The sequence below is a fragment of the Phytoactinopolyspora limicola genome, from assembly GCF_011320225.1.
GTDB classification, from domain to species: Bacteria; Actinomycetota; Actinomycetes; order Jiangellales; family Jiangellaceae; genus Phytoactinopolyspora; species Phytoactinopolyspora limicola.
In genome coordinates, this window is record NZ_JAAOEN010000004.1 from 509,480 (window position 1) to 526,396 (window position 16,917).

Sequence of the window (16,917 nt, forward strand, 5' to 3'; positions counted from 1 at the left end):
GCGATCAGGTGTGCGAACGGCGTGTGGCGGCGCGGTGGGTGCATCTGATCGTGTCTTGGAGTGTGGACGCTCGGCGATCAGATGCACGGTCAGCCGCTTAGGGGCGAGTTGTGCATCTGATCGATCAGGGTCCGACAGGCCTGCCGGTCAACTTGTGGCGAAGGACGACTTGAGGGGCGTACGCCGCACCGCGTGTTTACCCGACGTTATTCGACGCCAGACCCTGTCGATCAGATGCATCAACCGACCAACACGCCCTGTTCATGCATCTGATCGCCACGCGTCCACATCTCGGGATGCGATCAGATGCACCCAACTGCGCCGTCACGCGCTTTCAGCACACCTGATCGCCCCGGGGAAAAAGATCAGGTGACAAAACGGAGATCAGGTGCACACGGGGGTTAGATCGTTTGCCAGGTGTCCGGGGTGATGTCACACGGCCCGCCCCGGTGCACCGCCATGCGGCGAGCGGCTACGTCGAGACTGACCGTGGCCAGCGTGACCGAACGGGTGGGCAGCGGTTCGTCCGGCGCGGCATGGCAACACACCGGTGCCTGGCCGTCGGCGGAGTGGCCCAGCATGGCGCTCGCGCGCTCCATCACCCCCGGTGATGCCAGCTCGTCGCGCCGGTCCTGGAGATGCCGCAACCGGTCATAGGTGCCGGGTCGTTCGAGGCCAAGCCGTTCGCCGCCGCTCAGTTCCGGCGCAAGGAAGTGGTTGGTGTGTGCGTAGAAGCCGTCGGCGGCCCGCACCACACCAACGCCGGCGGGTGAGAGCTCGAGTCCGGCCACGTCGCCCAGCCCGTCGCGGTAGGTCACTACTGTGACCACCGACGAGGCGGACAGCCGGGCGGATCGGGCGATCTCGATGGCCTCGTCGATGGTGGTGGCCTCGTCGAGGATCCGCCGGGCGACGGCGTGCACCGGCACACCGATCCCGGAGTGGTCGCTCGCATGCCACAGGATGTTGAAGTGCACCCCGAGTCCGGCGCTGTTCAGGCCGATCTTGCCCAGTACGCCGAATTCGGTGAAGCCGCGTACCTCGTGGTCGGGCCGGGGGTGGTACGTCCAGACCACCGGGACATCGCGTAGCGTCTCGTTCCAGTCCCACGTCTGGATTGTGCGCGGCCCACCGCCGTCATCAGGTAAAACAACAGCTGTTGAGCATTCCGTGGGGCCCGCGATTCGGGCCGCGGCGAGCACCTCGGTGCGGGTGTTGACCGCTGCTACCTGCCAGGCTTCCAGGGCAGCACCGTCGGCTAGGCCGGTGATCTCAGCGGCCAGCCGCGGAGCCCATTCACCGAGTTGGTCGAGGGCCCGGGCACCGGAGTCCTGAACCTGCTGGTCGCTGACGCCGACGGCGTGAAACAGTGCTTGATATCCGGCGTACGCCGCCTCGACACGTGGCCGCCACGCCGTACCGAACTCCCGGCCCCGCGCCGCCGCATCCGACACGTTGGAGGCGAACACCGGGACTCCCACCATCTCTGTCTCCTTCGCCGTGCCGCCGTGGTCTTCGACTTCAGCCATGCCCCTACTCCATCACAAGCGGCCATCCCGTCGCCGGCCCGCCGTAGACCGTGCGAATTGCCCTGCCGACCGTCACACCGCGGCGCTGAGCACGGCATCCCACGCCACCTCGGAGGCGATGGTGCCCAGCCCGGTCGGTACCGTGCCGGGCAGCTCGATCTGGTCGGTGGTCAGCGCGAACAAGACGTCGCCGTCGTTCTCGGTGTGGAACGGCTGGATACCCCGATGCATCGAGCTATGCACCTGCCGGGCGAGCTGGTTGAGGCTGTAATCGGACAGCTTCACGTTGGTGACCAGCACGGTCAGCGTCGTGTTTCCGCCGACCGGAGCGGCCGGCCCACCGGCTCGAAGCGCGGCTTCATAGTCGGTCGCCGGGTGGCGTCGCTCGGCGCGTTCAGCATCGTAGTTGCCACGGACGACGGTTCCGGCGCGGTCGACCACCACCCCGATCGCGTTGGGCACGGTGACGACCAGGACTCTGACGTCGCCGACGGCCGCGAACGCGGCACCCTGCCCCGCGAACTCGGCCCGGCCGAAGTTGACCTTCCCCACGGTGGCGCTGCGACCGGCGCCGCACCGGCCCACCGGCACCACACCAGGGACGGCCTGGCGGACGGCGGCGCGCCCCAACGTCGCATCGGGCACGATGGCGTTGTCTCGGCAGGAGAAGTCGTAGATGACGGCGCCGGACACCAGGCGCAGCTCCGTCCATCGGGTCTGTCGCTGGTGCCGTTCCATCAGCTCGTCGGTGACCCCGGCCGCCGCCCCCAGACCGTGCACCGATCCTCCGGCCAGGCAGATCGCGTGGTTGACGTCGTAGCCTCCACCGAGCCCGACTGCGCCGCCTCGGGCGTCGACCGCGGTGCGTGCCCCGTCCGGCACCAGGACCACGGTGCAGCCGGTGGGGCCTTCGGCGTATTCGGCGGTGCCAACCAACACGCCGGGCAGGTCGAACTCGACGTTACCTCGCCCGGGGCTCACCTGCGGCGCCAGCGCCGTGTCGGTGTTGGTCAGGCCACCCGCGGCGAATGCCGATACGGGACTCAGCCGCACGTCGCCGTTCAGAGGGGCGGTTCCGCTGGTCACAGTGCCTCCAGGAGTTGTCGCGAATACTCGTGTTCCGGGGTTCGGTAAAACGTCTCGGTGTCCGCGGTTTCGACGACGCAGCCGTGCCGCATCACCGCGATGCGATGTGCGACGTACCGCACCGCACCGAGATCGTGGGAGATGAACAGTGCGCCGAAGCCGTATTCGGCTTGTACGTCGACGACGAGGTTGAGGATCTGGGCCTGGACCGACACGTCGAGGGCGCTGACCGCCTCGTCGAACACGACGAACCGCGGCCGAGTGATGAGCGCTCTGGCGATGGCGACCCGTTGCCGCTGACCTCCGGAGAGTTCATGCGGGTGACGTTTGGCCACACTGGCGTCGAGGCCCACCTTCTCCAGCATCACGGCCACCGCGTCGGTGATAGAACCGCTGCTGGACCCGTTGATAGCGCCCGAGGTTGTGTTGGCGGCACGACGGGCCAGCCGCTCAGCCACTACGAGGGGTTCGGCGACGCTTCGACCCACCCGCATCCGTGGATCCAGCGACCACTGCGGGTGCTGAAGCACCACCTGCATCCGCCCGGCGAGCGCCCGACGGCGGCGTGGCATCGACGCCCCCTCGAACCGCACCACACCGGTGGTGGGCCGGCGTAGGCCGAGAGCCACCATCGCGGTGGTGGTTTTCCCCGAACCGGACTCTCCCACCACACCAAGGGTCTCCCCGGCGGAGACCTGCAGGGTCACCTCGCGCATCGCTGGAACCCGCCGCCGTCGCCACGGTGGGCCGGACGGGAAGACGACGCTGGCCCGATCGAGCTCGAGCACCGGCGTCGGCGTCGGCGTCGGCGTCGGCGGCTCCACGCTCCCATCGCGGTGAATGGACATCTGATTCATCGGCCGCCACCTATCTCTGCCGGTATGTCCGTCGGCCGGGCTGGTAGTGGCAGGGCGGCCGTCGACCGCAGCTCTTCGGCCCGGTGGCACAACACTGCCTGCCCGTTCACCCGTGCCAGCGGCGGCCGTTCGGTAGCGCATCGGTCGACGACGAACCGGCACCGTTCGGCGAACGCACAGCCCGGCGCCGGACCAGCCAACAGTGGCGGCCGCCCCGGGATCGGCGTGAGCCGCTCCCCGGGCCGGGCATGGCTCGGCGCTGACGAGGCCAGCGCGTGGGTGTAGGGGTGCGCGGGCCGGGCGAGTACAGCGTGGGCGGGACCGTCTTCGACGACGCGTCCGCCGTACATCACCACCACCCGCGCACAGCGCCGAGCCACCGCGTTGAGGTCGTGGCTGAGCCAGAGGACGGTGGTGCCTGCTGCCCGGGTCAGGGCGAGGATGGTGTCGAGCACCTCGTCGCGGACCTGGCTGTCGAGCGCAGCGGTAGGTTCATCGGCCACCAGGACCCGCGGCTGCACGGCCATCGCCATGGCGAGCGCCACCCGCTGGGCCATTCCTCCGGAAAGCTGGTGTGGGTAAGCCCGGGCGACCCGGGCCGGATCGCGTAGCCGGACCTGATCCAGCAGGGCCGCCACGGCGTCTCGGGTGGACCGCCGTGGACTCGGCTGGCGGCCACGCAGCGCCCGTCGTACCTGTGCCCCGACCCGCATGGTGGGGTCGAGTGCACCGATCGGGTCTTGGAAGACGAAGCCGAGTTGGTCCCGTCGCAGCTGCCGGAGCGGCTGCGGGGCCAGATCGAACACCGAGTGACCTGCGACGTGCATCGAACCATGCCGCCGCTCGGCCCTGCTGGGCAGCAGCCGGCCGAGGGCCGCTCCCAGGGTCGACTTGCCGGATCCGCTCTCGCCGACCACACCAACCGTCTCGCCCGCGTCAACGGCCAGGTCGACGCCGTCGAGCGCCCGTACCGGCCCATGGGCGGCCAGGTAGTCGACCACGAGGTCGCGGGCGACGACCACCGGCTCCGCCGGCGTCAGCTGGTTCATGTCAACGACCTCGCTTCCCGTGGTTCGAGCCGATCTCGCAGCCCGTCACCCAGCACGTTGATCGACAGGATGGCCAGGACCAGCACCACCCCCGGCGCGATGACCAGCCACGGCGCCGCCACCATATAAATGCCGCCCTGGGCGATGAGCACGCCGAGCGACGCCTGAGGTGGTTGCACACCGAGGCCGAGGAAACTCAACCCGCCTTCCACCAGGATGCCGATGGACAACGCGTACGTCCCCTGCACCGCGATGGTGCCCCCGACGTTCGGAAGCACGTGTCGCACCAGCATGGTGGGCATTCCGACCCCGCTGACAACGGCCGACGTGATGTAGTCGCGGCTAGCCACGGTGGCGGCCGCGGCCCGGACCAGCCGGGTCATCAGCGGAATGGTGACGAGCACGATGGCGGCCATCGCGGCCGGCCGGCCGGGTCCAACAACAGCTGCCACCAGGATCGCCAGCACGATGGACGGAAAGGCGTAGAGGACCTCCACCAACCGCAGCACCGCCTCATTGACCGCACCGCCGACGTACCCAGCCACGATGCCCAACGCCGTACTAACTACCGCCGTGACCAGCACCGCGAGCGATGACAGCAGCAGCGTCGCCCCAATCCCTTCCAGCAGCCGCGGCAGCAACGATCGGCCCAGGTCGTCGGTGCCGAGCCAAGCGGCGGCGCCGGGGGGCCGCAGCCGGTCGCCGTCGATGGCCGCCGGATCGCCCGCCAGCCCAAACCAGCCGGCGACGGCGGCGGCGACCAGCACCATCAGGCAGATCAGCCCGCATCGGGACAACCAGTCGAGCCGCTTCATGTGCGCCTCCCCGCGGTGGTGACGCCAAGGCGTGGATCGATCAGCCCGACGACGAGGTCAACAACGACGTTGAGCACGATGAACAGGGCGGCTGCCAGCAGCACCCCGGCCTGGACCACCGCGTAGTCGCGCCGGCCGACCGCATGCACGACGTAGGAGCCCACACCGGGCAAGTTGAACAGGTACTCGACGATGATGGCTCCCCCCAGCAGGTAAGCACTCACCGTGGTGAGCAAGACGAGTACCGGCGGCGCAGCGTTGCGCAGGATGTGCTGGCGGATGACCGCCCACGGTGTCTCTCCTCTGGCTACCGCCGCCGTCACATACGGCTCGACCAACACGTTCAGCACGGCGTCGCGGGTGGTCCGGGCGGTCGCCGAGATGGCGAAGACGGACAACACGGCGGCCGGCAGCAGCATGGCGCGCAGGTTGCCCACGGGGTCATCACCGAGCGGCACGTAGCCCCCTACCGAGAGGCCCAGCGCATACCGCGAGAACAGGTACACCACGATGCTGCCGAGAACGAACTCCGGAAGGCTCACCCCGAGCCCGCCGGCCAGCCGGCCCACCACCGCGCCGCGTCCGCCCGCGCCAGGCCCGCCGGCCCGCACCGCCGCCAGCACCCCCAGGGGCACTCCGATGAATGCCGCGGCCAGGATCGCCATCACGGTCAGCTGAGCGGTGACGGGGAAACGGCTGGCCAGTTCAGCGCCGACCGGCTGCTGACTGACCATCGACGTGCCGAAGTCGCCGCTTAGCGCCGCGGTGAACCAGTTCCAGTACTGCACGAGCACGGATTGGTCCAGGCCGTACCGCTCGGCCAACTCGGCCCGCTGTTCCTCGGTGGCGAAGGGGCCGAGAATCGTCTCGGCGAAGCCGCCCGGCATGGCCCGCACCGCGATGAAGATCAGGATCGAGACCCCGACCAGCGTGCCCGCACCGCTCAGCGCCCGCCGCAGCCACCAGGTGAACAGTCTCATCGTCTCCCCGCCGCCCCCGGACCTACTGTTGCCCGGACCGGGTCTCGGCGAGCCGCCGCAGCGGGTTGCCGTACCCCTCGGTGGCATACACCGTCGGGCTGATGGCGTCGGCCCGGTAGCCGACCGCGATCGGCCGGGTCACCAGCGGCAGCATCTGAGCGTCGGCCTCGACGGCCGCACACAGGTCGGCCATGAGCTGCTCCCGGTCCGGGCCCGGAGGTGCGGTGTTGACCGCGTCGATCAGGCTGCTCAGCTCGTCGTCGGCCGCCATGAAGCCAAGGTTGAACCCAGCGACGTCCGGGTTCCACCATTTGGTGACCATGCCCGGGTCGGCATAGCCGGCGAACCACGACAACGCGGCGTCGAACTCGGCCGGGGCGGCGCCGTAGACCTTACCCGCCCAGCTCGCCTCCTCCAGCTGTTCGATCTCCACCGACACCCCGATCTCGCGCAAACTCTGCTCGATGACCTGGGCCACAGCCGGCGCCGGCTCGGTCGAGAAGATACTCAGCTGGAACGTGAGGTCGTCCGCGCCCGCCTCGCTGAGCAGCGCACGTGCGGCGTCGAGATCGCCGGTGGCGGACGGGAGGTCGCCGGGTTCGCAGGCACCGGGCAGTCCCACGGGGGTAACTCCAGTGGGGTTGACCAGACCGCCGAGCGCGGCGTCGGCGATCCGCTGCCGGTCGACGGCGAGGTTGATCGCTTGGCGGACCCGCGGGTCGGCGAATGGTGAATCCGGAGCCTGCGAGTTCAGCATCAGGTAGTAGTAGTCAGTGCTGGCCTGGGATAGAACCTCCACCTGGGGTACACCACCCAGTACCTGCGGGGCGTCGACGTTGCCCAACGTGATCATCGACGCGCTACCGTCGCGCAGGGCCGCGATCCGGGACCCTTCCTGCGGGACGATCGAGATGTCGATACCGTCCAGGGCCGGCTGGTCCGGGTGCCAATACCCCTCGTTGCGGGCGAACCGCCACGACACGTCCGGGCGATGATCCTCCACCACGAACGGGCCGGTGCCCAGCATCGTGGTGTCGAGGTCGACTGTGCCGTCGGCCACTTCCCGCATAGGCAGGATGGCGGCTGGCACGTTCGCCAGCGCAGCCAGGAACGGAGTGTACGGCTCGGCGAGCACCACCTCCACCGTCGCGTCGTCGGTTGCGCTGACCGATTCGACCGGCCCGAGCTGACCGGTCCACACCGAGCCGAGTTCCAAGAGCCGTTCGAGGCTGCCAACGACGTCGTCGGCCGTCATCTCCCGCCCGTTGGAGAACTCCACTCCCGACCGCAGATGGAAGACGTAGGTGGTGTCGTCGGGCTGCTCCCAGCTCTCCGCCAGCATCGGCTCGACCTCGAAGTCCGGTCCAACGGTCACCAGAGTTTCGTATACCAAGCCCATGACCTGCCACGACGATGCCAGGTCGGCCCACTGCGGGTCGAGGCCGGTGGCGCCTACGGCATCAATGTGCACCTGTAGGTCCAAGGTTCCGCCCGGTGCGAGCGACTCGTCGACCGTGGACAACAGCCCGGGCGCGGCCTCCGCGGCCGGGACTTCTGGATCCGCTTCGGATGTCGGATCGTCGGCGCCGGATCCACCACCGGCGGACCCGCACGCGGCGACGACCAGGGCGGTACATGCCACCCCGCAGGTCATCCACGCGCGCCGTCCCACCGCCACTGTGTTTCGGGTTAAGAGCTTCCGCCAATAGATCGGTGGAGCTGAGCCAGTGGAGGAGCGAGTATGGCGAGGCGGAGGAGGAGGTCGATACGGAGCCATCGATCGACGACGACAGCGAAGCCAGGCGATGCTCATCCGCTGGCTCAGCCCGCCAGCATCTATTGGCGGAAGCTCTAAGCCCATGGTTCTCTCCTCGAACGGATCGGGTCCGGGCCCCGGCGGGCCGGGACGGTCAGGAACAGGAGCAGTGATGCGAAGGCGACCTATGGCCGGTAGAACGGTCGGATGCCGGATGTGTGGTGTGCGGCGTGCGGTGAGCCGTGGGGTGAGCGGCGGTGCTACTGGTGTGGCACGCCGCACCTGATCCGATGCTGGGTGGTACGTCGAGAGTCGGGTTGCGGTCGAAGAAACCTACCGGGCGGAGGGTGAAGCCACACCGGTCCACCGGCATGATCGGCCAGTCCTCCGGTCTTGGAACATGGGTGAGGCCGAAGGTGTGCCACAACACGACGTCCTGACCGTTCAGGCTCCGATCGGCCGCCGTGTAGGCGGGTAGTCCGGCGCCACCGGGATGCTGGTTCACCAGATCACCGGCGGGATACCGTTCGGCCGGGTGGTATTGGGTGACCCACAGATGGTGGGTGGCGAAGGTGGCCCGTCGGCGAATCGACGAACCCTCCGCTGCCATGAGGGTGGGGCTACTCTCCGGGTACAGCGTGTACCCGACAGGCTGACCGAACCGGTTGGGTGCGGTCGGATTGCTCACCCGCCACGTTCGGCCGGTGCTCCCGTCGGCATCCCTGACCGCCTCCGTCTCGGTCTCCAGCCGGGTGATCACCTGCTGGAAGGCGGTGCCGAACGGGTTGTCCGGGCCGGCCGCACGGGGCACCATGTCGACCTCGTCGACCGCGTTGGGCACCCCGTCCACCATCATGTCCAGCCGCGCGCCGAACAGGTGCTGATGGTATGGAGCCGCGAGTCCTGGTGCCAGCTCGGAAGCGTACGGCTGGGCTCGCTCGTCGTACACCCCGGTGAACACGATGCCGGTGGCTTTGACCTCCAGTTCGATGGTGCCGTCCAGGTAGAGGTACCAGTAGAACCCGTAGTCGTAGTTGCCGACGGTCACGAAGAAGGAGATCACCAGCCGGCGCTGACGGCGGGTCTCGGCCGAACCGTTGGCCGGGTCGGTATGTTTCCAGAGGACGCCGTAGTCCTCCTCGTGCATACATACGGCATTGCGGATGGTGCGGGGCGAACCGTCGTCGTTGGCGACGGTTACGTCGAAGTACGTAATCTCGCCCAGGCAGTCGCAGCCCAGCTCGAGTGAGTTCGCGAGCTTGCCGAGCTGGTACTCGCCGGTGTCGAAGTAGTTCTGCCAGAACCGGACCGGGCTGGGGTCCGCGTACGGGACCAGCATCTCCGCCACCGACGCGCGGTACACGATCGGCCGGATGCGGCCTGCGTCGTCGAAACCGATCTGGTGTAGCACCAGCCCCTCGCGCATGTCGTATCCGAGCCGGACGCTCCACTTCTCCCAGGTGACGACGTTGCCGTCGATGTGGAAGCTCGGCCCGTCCGGCTGGCTGATCTCGATCGGACGCTGTGTCGTCCGGTAAGGGCCGAACGTGCCGGGCAAGTGGTAGTCGCCGGTCTCCTGCGGCACGGGGAGAACGCCGCTGTCGATGATCTCCAGCACCCGCTCCTCGATCAGATCGACATAAGCCACCAATCCGTCGACCGGATGTGCCCACGGCAGGCTCGTCGGTGTGGGCTGGTGATGCGCCAGCACCCGGGCGAGCCGGCGGCCGTGCTCGTTCGGGTGGTCGAAGTGGCCGGCGGTCAGCGCCGCCATGTAGACCGTGTCCATGTCGGTGATTCCCCGCTCGGCCAACGCCTTCATCCACTGCGGGTGTTCCTTGAGCACCCGTCGCACCAGCGCGTGGTCACCGTCGAGCAGTGGAACCTGACCTTCCGTCGACGGGTCGATGACCCGGCGCGACTCCACGCGCCGGTCGGTCAGTGAGACCACGACGTCGTGTGCCGTCCCCAAGCTCAGATCCAGCAGGAATACCCGAGCCCGCCGGGCCGGCGCGGTGCCCCGGCCCGTGTCGAAATCCAGGACCGCACATTTCGCCGGTTCCTCGAGGCCGAGGTACGCCACCCGGGTTGTGTCACCGACCTCTAGCAGCGCCGCCACGTCGGTGATCTCGGCCGGGGACAGCGGGTCGAGCGGGTGCCGGACGGCCGCGGGGCCAAGGCGACGGGCGTCCGCGCTGTTGGTGCTGTCCACGTCCCGGACGTTGTCGGGCTGTACGGTCACAACACTCCTCTGCTCGACTGGGCGAACCGGCGATGCCGGAACGTTCCGGCATTGCCGGACAACGTACCGGGGCGATCCGTCGTACACAACCCCTCGCCGCAATCCGATACCGGCCGTTAACAAACCCACCGTCACCGACTCCGCTACCGCCACATGGCACTCACCGCCTCCCGAGCCGCCTTAACACCACCTGGCGGTAGCGGAGTCGAGCGGCCACCTATGATCGAGACGTGCGCACGGAGCAGCCGGTCACCATCGTCACCGTGGCTCGGCACGCCGGCGTATCCAAGACCACGGCGTCAGACGCCCTTCGTGGATCCGGCCGGGTCTCCGAACAGACCCGCCGACGCATCGAAGACGCCGCCCGCAAGCTCGGCTATGCCCCCAACAACTCCGCCCGGCACCTACGCCAGGCCCGCACGGGCACCATCGGCCTCCACCTACCCGAGGTGCTCCCCCGGTCCGATTACTACATGTCCTTCGTCTTCGGCGTCGTCCAGGCCGCCACCGGCCATGACTACGACGTCACCCTCATGACGTCCCGACATGGCCGCGGCAGCACCCTGGCATCCAAGGTCGACGGACTGATCATCGGCGACCCACTGGCCGGCGACCCCACCGTCGAAACCCTGATGACATCGAACGTTCCGGTCGTCACCTGCGAGCGATATCCAGGTGACAAGACCCCCGACGGCGTCGTCCGCTCGGAGCACCGCGGCGCGGTCCGCGAGTTGCTCGATCACCTCCGCACCGCCGGCGCCCGACAACCCGGACTCATCGTCGCCGGCGACGAGAGCGACTGGGCCGGCAGCGTCCACAGCGCCTATCGGGAATGGTGTGCCGAGCACGGCCTCGAAGCAGCCAGCTCCACCGTGCCGTTCGACTCCACCACCGACGTCATCCGCACCGCGGCGACCAACCTCCTACGGGGAGAACCGGCCATCGACGCGCTGGTCTGCGCACCCGCGGGCGCCGCGGCCGAACTGGGCCCGGTGTTGCGTGGTGCCGCTTCTACACTCCGGCCGGGTTTTCTGGTGGCCTCGTGTGTGGACACCCCAGCCACCAAATACGCGGACCCACCGATCACCGCTCTCGACCTAGCCCCCCAAACTGCCGGGGCGAGCTGCGCGGACCTGCTGTTCGACTTACTCACCGGTGCCGCGGAGCCGGGCACGGAGCGCCTTCACCCAGTGCGCCTGACGATCCGCGCATCAACCCAGCCCTGACCGTGTTGTCCGCGGGTTCGGCCGGAAGCACGCTGGCGCCACCAAGACCCCACTCACGGCGAGCCTGGTGGGCGAGTACGTCGTGTTCCTCCCTCTGGGCTGGGTGCTCAGCCGGTGTACGACCTCGCCATCACCGGGCTGTCCATCGCCCACCACGCCGACCGGTTCACGTTCTTGATCATCGGGGCCTGGTACATCTACGACGCACCACGGCCGAGCTGTCCGACGCCGCGGCCCATCCGCTCGCCGGGAACAAGCCCACCACGGGTTCTGGTTAACCCAGACATGCCACTAACCGGAGAATACGCACCAAGCACCTCTGACTGGGCCCGCGAACAGGCCGAACTCTATGAACGCACCGGCGGCGCCGAGGGCGGCTCCCTGCGCGGGCGCCCGGTCATCGTCTTGACCTCGGTCGGCGCCAAGACCGGAAAACTGCGCAAAACCGCCTTGATGCGGGTGGAGCACGACGGCGAGTACGCCGCGGTGGCCTCGCTCGGCGGCGCTCCCCAGCACCCCGTCTGGTATCACAACCTGGTGGCCAATCCGCACGTGGAGGTGCAGGACGGCCCGGTCAAGCGAGACTACATCGCCCGAGAGGTGTCCGGCGAAGAACGGGAGACGTGGTGGAAACGTGCCGCCGCCGTCTGGCCGGACTATGACGAATACACGAAGAAGACCGACCGAGTGATCCCGGTCTTCGTCCTCTCCCCCGTCCCCGACGCAGCCCACTAACCTGCCCGTTCAACCTCAAACCAGGCCGAGTGATCGGTGCCGGATCACTGAGATGCGGGCGGGTTGACCGGGCAGGTTTTGGGCGCCGACGGATGCTCCAGTGCGGTTACGACGAGTCCGCGGCCTTCTCGGCACGGCGGCTCATCAGGCATCCGACGATCAATATGGCGCCGACGAGCAACGCCCCGACGCGCAAGGCGGTCAGTGCGCCACCGTCGGCCACGTGCACGAACAGGCCGAAGCCGTCCGAGACCAGCCCGCCCAGGCCGTTGATGACCAGGATGATACCGATCACCTCCAACGTGGTTCGCATTGTCTCTCCCTCCTCTCCATGGTTCGGTCGTCACCGGCCGTCACAACAGCTCCGGCAACGCGTTGAGCAGCAAGAGCGCCCCGATGATGCCGGCCATCCACGCCACCGTCTCGGCAGACCCGCCGCGCAGCCGTTCCCGCCACCGCAGCATGCGGGGCTCGATCCACCCGTGCAGCAGCCGGTGGGCGGCGTACAACAGCAACGGCGGGGCCACCATGATCACGTTGTAGGTGGCCATCAGCGGCACCCACTCCGTCGCCGGCAGATCGGCGACCGTCATGATCCCGATCGCCGCCATGTAAGGCAGGACCATCCCCACCTCGAGCACGCCGGCGCCAAGGCCGAGCCCGATCATCACCGGTGCTCGCAACTCACGATCGGTGCCAGGCTCCCGGCGCCGCGCAGACCCACGTGTCCGATACCGCTTGGGTAGGAAGCTGAACGCCAGCAACGCGGCCCCCACCACCGCCTGCCCCCAGGTGACCGCCCGATTCTCCAGGATGTCGTCGACCCGGCCGAGCAACACGTCCAGGCCAAGCATCAGGGCTACCCCGACGGCGAAGTAGAAGAGCGCCACCGTCGTGAGGAACACCAGCAACGGCGCCGCGATCCGGCGCCGCCCACTGAGCAGCACGAAGAGGCTCACTCCGATCACCGCTGGGCTCAACGTGTCGAGCAACGCGAGGCCAAGCACCGGAAGCACGACGTCCAGCGGCACCGGTACCCTCCGTTCTCCGTTGACCTGGTGCGCCCCGCCGGAGCACTAGTGCGCTCCGCGTGGACCTTCCACGCCAGGCTTGGGCTACCCGACCACTGTCGCCGGCGGCGGCAGCTCACGACGTCGGCCAGACGACTGATCCTGGCCGTTCGGAGCCAGCGGGCGGGTACAACTTTCGAATGACGTGACCGCTGCGCGGGTTGTGCTGAGATGATGTCGTGGTGGTCGACGATCCCGGCCGCGTGGCCCGCTCCGGCACCGGCGCCCGTAGCGCCGCCCGCCGGCCCTGGGCGGGCCTCGTAGACGTGATTTCCGTTGGCATTGCCGGGGCGTCGAACCAGCGCGCGGTTGCCAAGGGGGCACTCACGCTGTTCGGCATCGGAGCCCTGCTGTGGGGCATGGGCATCACCACTATCTGGCCGGCGGCCGCCAACTGGTTGTGGCCCGAGCGCCCGGACGGCTGGTGGCACCTCGTCACGCTGGCGATCGCCTGTGCCGCGGTCCTCCTGTACCGCACCCGTCTCTGGCTGGCCCTCAGCGTCGCGGTCGCCGTTGCGGCCGTCGACCTCACGCTGGGCGGCAGCCTCGGTGTGGTCATCGTGTTGTGGGAGTTGCTGTTCGCCGTCGGGCTGTCTGGCTCGGTCCGGCTCCGCCAGGTTGTCATCCGCACCGTGTTCGTCATCATCAGTGCTGCGACGATCGCCGCCGGCATCGCAACATCGGATCTCCGGATCGGTGTCTACACCGCTCTGCAAGTCGGTGCGGTGCTCGCGTTGCCGCTGTGGTGGGCGTCGAACGTCCGGCAGAAGAGTGAGCTGGCCGAACTGGAGTCGCGCCGGGCGGCTGACCTGGAACGTATCGGCGAGCTACGGCGCAGCGAGGCCGTGCAAACCGAACGCAACGCCATCGCCCGCGACCTCCACGACGCCATCGCCTCCCGGCTGTCCACCGTGGCCATTCAGTCAGCAGCCGCCCTGGCGACGCCGACAAGTGATCACTCCGCCGCCCTGAACACCATCCGTTCCGAAGCCGTCGGCGCGTTGCAGGAGATGCGGTCCATGATCGTCGTTCTCCGCTCCGCCCCGCCATCGACGGCGAGCCACATCACCGATACCGGTACCGGCACCGAAGTGGTGGTGCGCGGTATCGAGCAGATCGACGAACTCGTCGCGGCTGCCCGGCGGGCTGGCCTGCGGGTTGACCTCCACTCCACGGTGGATCCGGCCGACGACGGACCCGATCCGGCCGACGACGAAACTGATCCAGCCGACGAGGGATCCATGAACACGCCGATCCCGGTCGCGGTCGCTCAAGCGTGTTACCGCATCGTGCAGGAGGCCCTCGTCAACGCTGCCAAACATGCCCCCACATCGGACGTTCAGGTCCGGCTGAGCCGCGAGCCCGGCGAAGTCCACGTCGTCGTCGAGAACACTCTCACCGGTGCGGCCGAGCTGATCGATCCGGCGTTGAGCGCAGGCACCGGGCTGGTCACCATGCGGGAACGGGCAGAGGCCCTCGGTGGATGGTTCACGGCCGGGCCGCCCGTGCGCGCCGGAGACCACCCCGCCGACGTCTCCACCTGGCGGGTCGAGGCTAGGCTCGCGGTGCCCGCGGACAGTTCGACACCTGGAGGCCGGCCGTGATCAGGGTCCTGCTCGCCGACGACCACGAGCCGATCCGGACCGCTCTACGCTTCGTCCTCGATGCCGCCGACGACGTCACTGTTGTTGGTGAGGCGGCCGACGGTGATGCGGCCATCACCAATGCCCGGGCGCTGCGCCCGGATGTCGTCCTGATGGACGTCCGGATGCCCCGCGTCGACGGTATCGAAGCTACCCGCCGGATCACCGCTGAGCGGCTCGCCGACGTGCTCGTGTTGACCACCTTCGACCTCGACGAGTATGTGTTCGGCGCGTTGCGTTCAGGGGCGGCGGGATTCCTGCTCAAGACCGCCGAGCCGGCCGAGATCCTCACTGCCGTGCGTCGGGTCGCGGCCGGCGACGGCGTCGTCGCACCCGAGGTCACCCGGCGCGTACTGGCGCACTTCGTCGCCCCGGCGACACCCGCCGACGCCGACGCTGCCAGCGCCGACGCCGCCAGCACCAACGCCCGGGCGCTGGTGGCCGCGCTGACTCCCCGGGAGCGCGACGTGCTCGCCGCCCTCGGTGCCGGCATGTCCAACCACCAGATCGCCGCAGACCTGGTCATCACCGAGGCCACCGCCAAGACCCACGTGTCGCGGATCTTGGCCAAACTCGGGTGTGCCAGCCGGGTTCAGGCGGCGATCATCGCCCGTGAGGCCGGCGCCTGATCAGCAGGCAGTAGCCGCTCGATACGGGGCGAGGATAAATCCGTTGCGCGAGTCGCGCCGAGCCGGCACAATCGTCCGCGTGTGATCGTGATCCAGTCTCGAGCCGATGACGTGACACCACTGGTGTCGCGCCGGCCCGCCGTCTCCGATCTCACCCAAAGGACTGGATCATGGTCGTGCACCACTTGCCCAACCCGCCCCCACGTTCGCGGTATCACGCCGTGGCTGACGCCATAGCCGACGCAGGATTTCCCGCCTACCGGTACCGCCAACTACTTCATGCCGTGTTCCACCGCGCAGTCCTCGACTTCGCCAGCATGCACGAGCTGCCGATCCGGCTCCGTGACCTTCTCACCGCCCGGTTCGGTCCCCGGATCACCGCCGTGGAGCCGCTCGCTACTCAACGGTCGCCCCGCGCGACCAAGACGCTGCTCGCCGCTCCTCGCGGCGGCCGCATCGAATCGGTCCTACTGTCCTACCCCGCCGGATGGTCGTCGCTGTGTCTGTCGTCGCAGGTGGGCTGCGGACTGGGCTGTACGTTCTGTGCCACCGGGACCATGGGTCTGCGCCGCAATCTCGACGCCGACGAGATCACCGACCAAGTCCTGCTCGCCGGAGCCCGGCCAGACAGCGTGGCGTTCATGGGTATGGGGGAACCCCTGGCCAACCCGCACACCCTGACCGCTATCGACCTGCTCGTCGACCCGGCCTACTTCGGATTCTCGCCGCGCCGGATCACTGTCTCCACGGTCGGCTTCCTACCCGGGATGCGCCGGCTCCTCGACCGGCATCCCGGCGTGGTGCCAACGGTCTCGGTTCATTCCCCCTACCCGGACCAGCGCCGGGAGCTGATTCCCCTTGAGGACCGCTATCCCTTGGCCGAGTGCCTGGACGTGCTGGATGAGCACGCCGCACACAGCAACCGCCGGGTCTACCTGGCCTATCTTCTGATCGACGGGGTCAACGACTCCACGGCACACGCCGACGCATTGGCCCGGCAGATTCTCGGCTACCGCCGGCCCGACCTCCTGGTGCTCAGCGTCATCCCGTTCAACCCGGCCCCCGGGCTGCCCGCGGACTACTCCACGCCGAGTGCCGAGGCCACGACGGCCTTCCTGCGCCGGGTCCGATCCCGCGGCATCCGCGCGGTACGGCGCAATCAGTTCGGCGCCGACATCGACGCGGCCTGTGGCCAGCTGGCGGCACGCCGCCCTGGGTTCGTCGGTGTCGAGGAGATACTGCGGGCCGACGGTGACCCACGTCGACGTCGAGGCGATGCGGCCAGCTCTGGGTGAGGCCA

The 16,917-nt window shown here is 68.6% G+C and carries 15 protein-coding genes; 5 read left to right on the forward strand and 10 right to left on the reverse strand.

Annotation, left to right across the window (positions count from 1 at the left end):
* Positions 1-401 precede the first annotated feature (401 nt).
* From G8760_RS13735 to G8760_RS13770, 8 genes are all read right to left on the reverse strand, one after another.
* Entirely contained in the window at positions 402-1,529 is a 1,128-nt protein-coding gene (locus G8760_RS13735; RefSeq protein ID WP_207782331.1) for a C45 family autoproteolytic acyltransferase/hydrolase, read from the reverse strand.
* A gap of 72 nt (positions 1,530-1,601) precedes the next feature.
* The gene (locus G8760_RS13740) at positions 1,602-2,615 is read right to left on the reverse strand and encodes a P1 family peptidase (RefSeq protein WP_207782332.1); all 1,014 of its coding nucleotides are present in this window, start codon (positions 2,613-2,615) and stop codon (positions 1,602-1,604) included.
* The gene (locus tag G8760_RS13745; RefSeq protein WP_166352132.1) at positions 2,612-3,463 is read right to left on the reverse strand and encodes an ABC transporter ATP-binding protein; all 852 of its coding nucleotides are present in this window, start codon (positions 3,461-3,463) and stop codon (positions 2,612-2,614) included. The genes G8760_RS13740 and G8760_RS13745 overlap by 4 nt, the downstream gene beginning before the upstream one ends.
* Before the next feature lie 5 nt (positions 3,464-3,468).
* Positions 3,469-4,521, reverse strand: a complete 1,053-nt coding sequence (locus tag G8760_RS13750) for an ABC transporter ATP-binding protein (RefSeq protein WP_166351902.1) — start codon at positions 4,519-4,521, stop codon at positions 3,469-3,471.
* On the reverse strand, positions 4,518-5,336 hold the full coding sequence (locus tag G8760_RS13755) for an ABC transporter permease (RefSeq protein ID WP_166351904.1): 819 nt from the start codon (positions 5,334-5,336) through the stop codon (positions 4,518-4,520). The genes G8760_RS13750 and G8760_RS13755 overlap by 4 nt, the downstream gene beginning before the upstream one ends.
* Positions 5,333-6,316 carry an ABC transporter permease gene (locus G8760_RS13760; protein WP_166351906.1) on the reverse strand — a complete coding sequence of 328 codons (984 nt, stop codon included), beginning with the start codon at positions 6,314-6,316 and terminating at the stop codon, positions 5,333-5,335. Before G8760_RS13760 ends, G8760_RS13755 begins: the two co-directional genes overlap by 4 nt.
* Positions 6,317-6,338: 22 nt before the next feature.
* The gene (locus G8760_RS13765) at positions 6,339-7,970 is read right to left on the reverse strand and encodes an ABC transporter substrate-binding protein (RefSeq protein WP_166351908.1); all 1,632 of its coding nucleotides are present in this window, start codon (positions 7,968-7,970) and stop codon (positions 6,339-6,341) included.
* 256 nt (positions 7,971-8,226) lie between these two features.
* Entirely contained in the window at positions 8,227-10,284 is a 2,058-nt protein-coding gene (locus G8760_RS13770; protein WP_166352134.1) for a primary-amine oxidase, read from the reverse strand.
* A 260-nt stretch (positions 10,285-10,544) separates the two neighbouring features.
* Here G8760_RS13770 and G8760_RS13775 point away from each other — a divergent pair, with 260 nt between their 5' ends.
* The gene (locus tag G8760_RS13775; RefSeq protein WP_166351910.1) at positions 10,545-11,540 is read left to right on the forward strand and encodes a LacI family DNA-binding transcriptional regulator; all 996 of its coding nucleotides are present in this window, start codon (positions 10,545-10,547) and stop codon (positions 11,538-11,540) included.
* 285 nt (positions 11,541-11,825) lie between these two features.
* Positions 11,826-12,275, forward strand: coding sequence for a nitroreductase family deazaflavin-dependent oxidoreductase (locus G8760_RS13780; protein ID WP_166352136.1), 450 nt, complete (start codon positions 11,826-11,828; stop codon positions 12,273-12,275).
* A gap of 106 nt (positions 12,276-12,381) precedes the next feature.
* On the opposite strand, the gene G8760_RS13785 is transcribed toward G8760_RS13780, so the two are convergent.
* Together G8760_RS13785 and G8760_RS13790 are read right to left on the reverse strand one after the other, a co-directional pair.
* Positions 12,382-12,588 (reverse strand): hypothetical protein, encoded by a 207-nt coding sequence (locus G8760_RS13785; protein WP_166351912.1) that lies wholly within the window; start codon positions 12,586-12,588, stop codon positions 12,382-12,384.
* Positions 12,589-12,628: 40 nt separating this feature from the next.
* Positions 12,629-13,306: a GAP family protein gene (locus G8760_RS13790; RefSeq protein WP_166351914.1), complete on the reverse strand. Its 678-nt coding sequence runs from the start codon at positions 13,304-13,306 to the stop codon at positions 12,629-12,631.
* Positions 13,307-13,527: 221 nt separating this feature from the next.
* On the opposite strand from G8760_RS13790, the gene G8760_RS13795 reads away from it, so the two are divergent.
* From G8760_RS13795 to G8760_RS13805, 3 genes are all read left to right on the forward strand, one after another.
* A complete protein-coding gene (locus G8760_RS13795) occupies positions 13,528-14,949 on the forward strand; it encodes a sensor histidine kinase (RefSeq protein ID WP_166351916.1) in 1,422 nt (473 codons plus the stop codon).
* Complete coding sequence (locus G8760_RS13800) at positions 14,946-15,617, forward strand: response regulator (protein ID WP_166351918.1); 672 nt, start codon at positions 14,946-14,948, stop codon at positions 15,615-15,617. The genes G8760_RS13795 and G8760_RS13800 overlap by 4 nt, the downstream gene beginning before the upstream one ends.
* Positions 15,618-15,787: 170 nt before the next feature.
* Complete coding sequence (locus G8760_RS13805) at positions 15,788-16,912, forward strand: radical SAM protein (RefSeq protein ID WP_166351920.1); 1,125 nt, start codon at positions 15,788-15,790, stop codon at positions 16,910-16,912.
* The last annotated feature ends 5 nt before the right edge of the window (positions 16,913-16,917 follow it).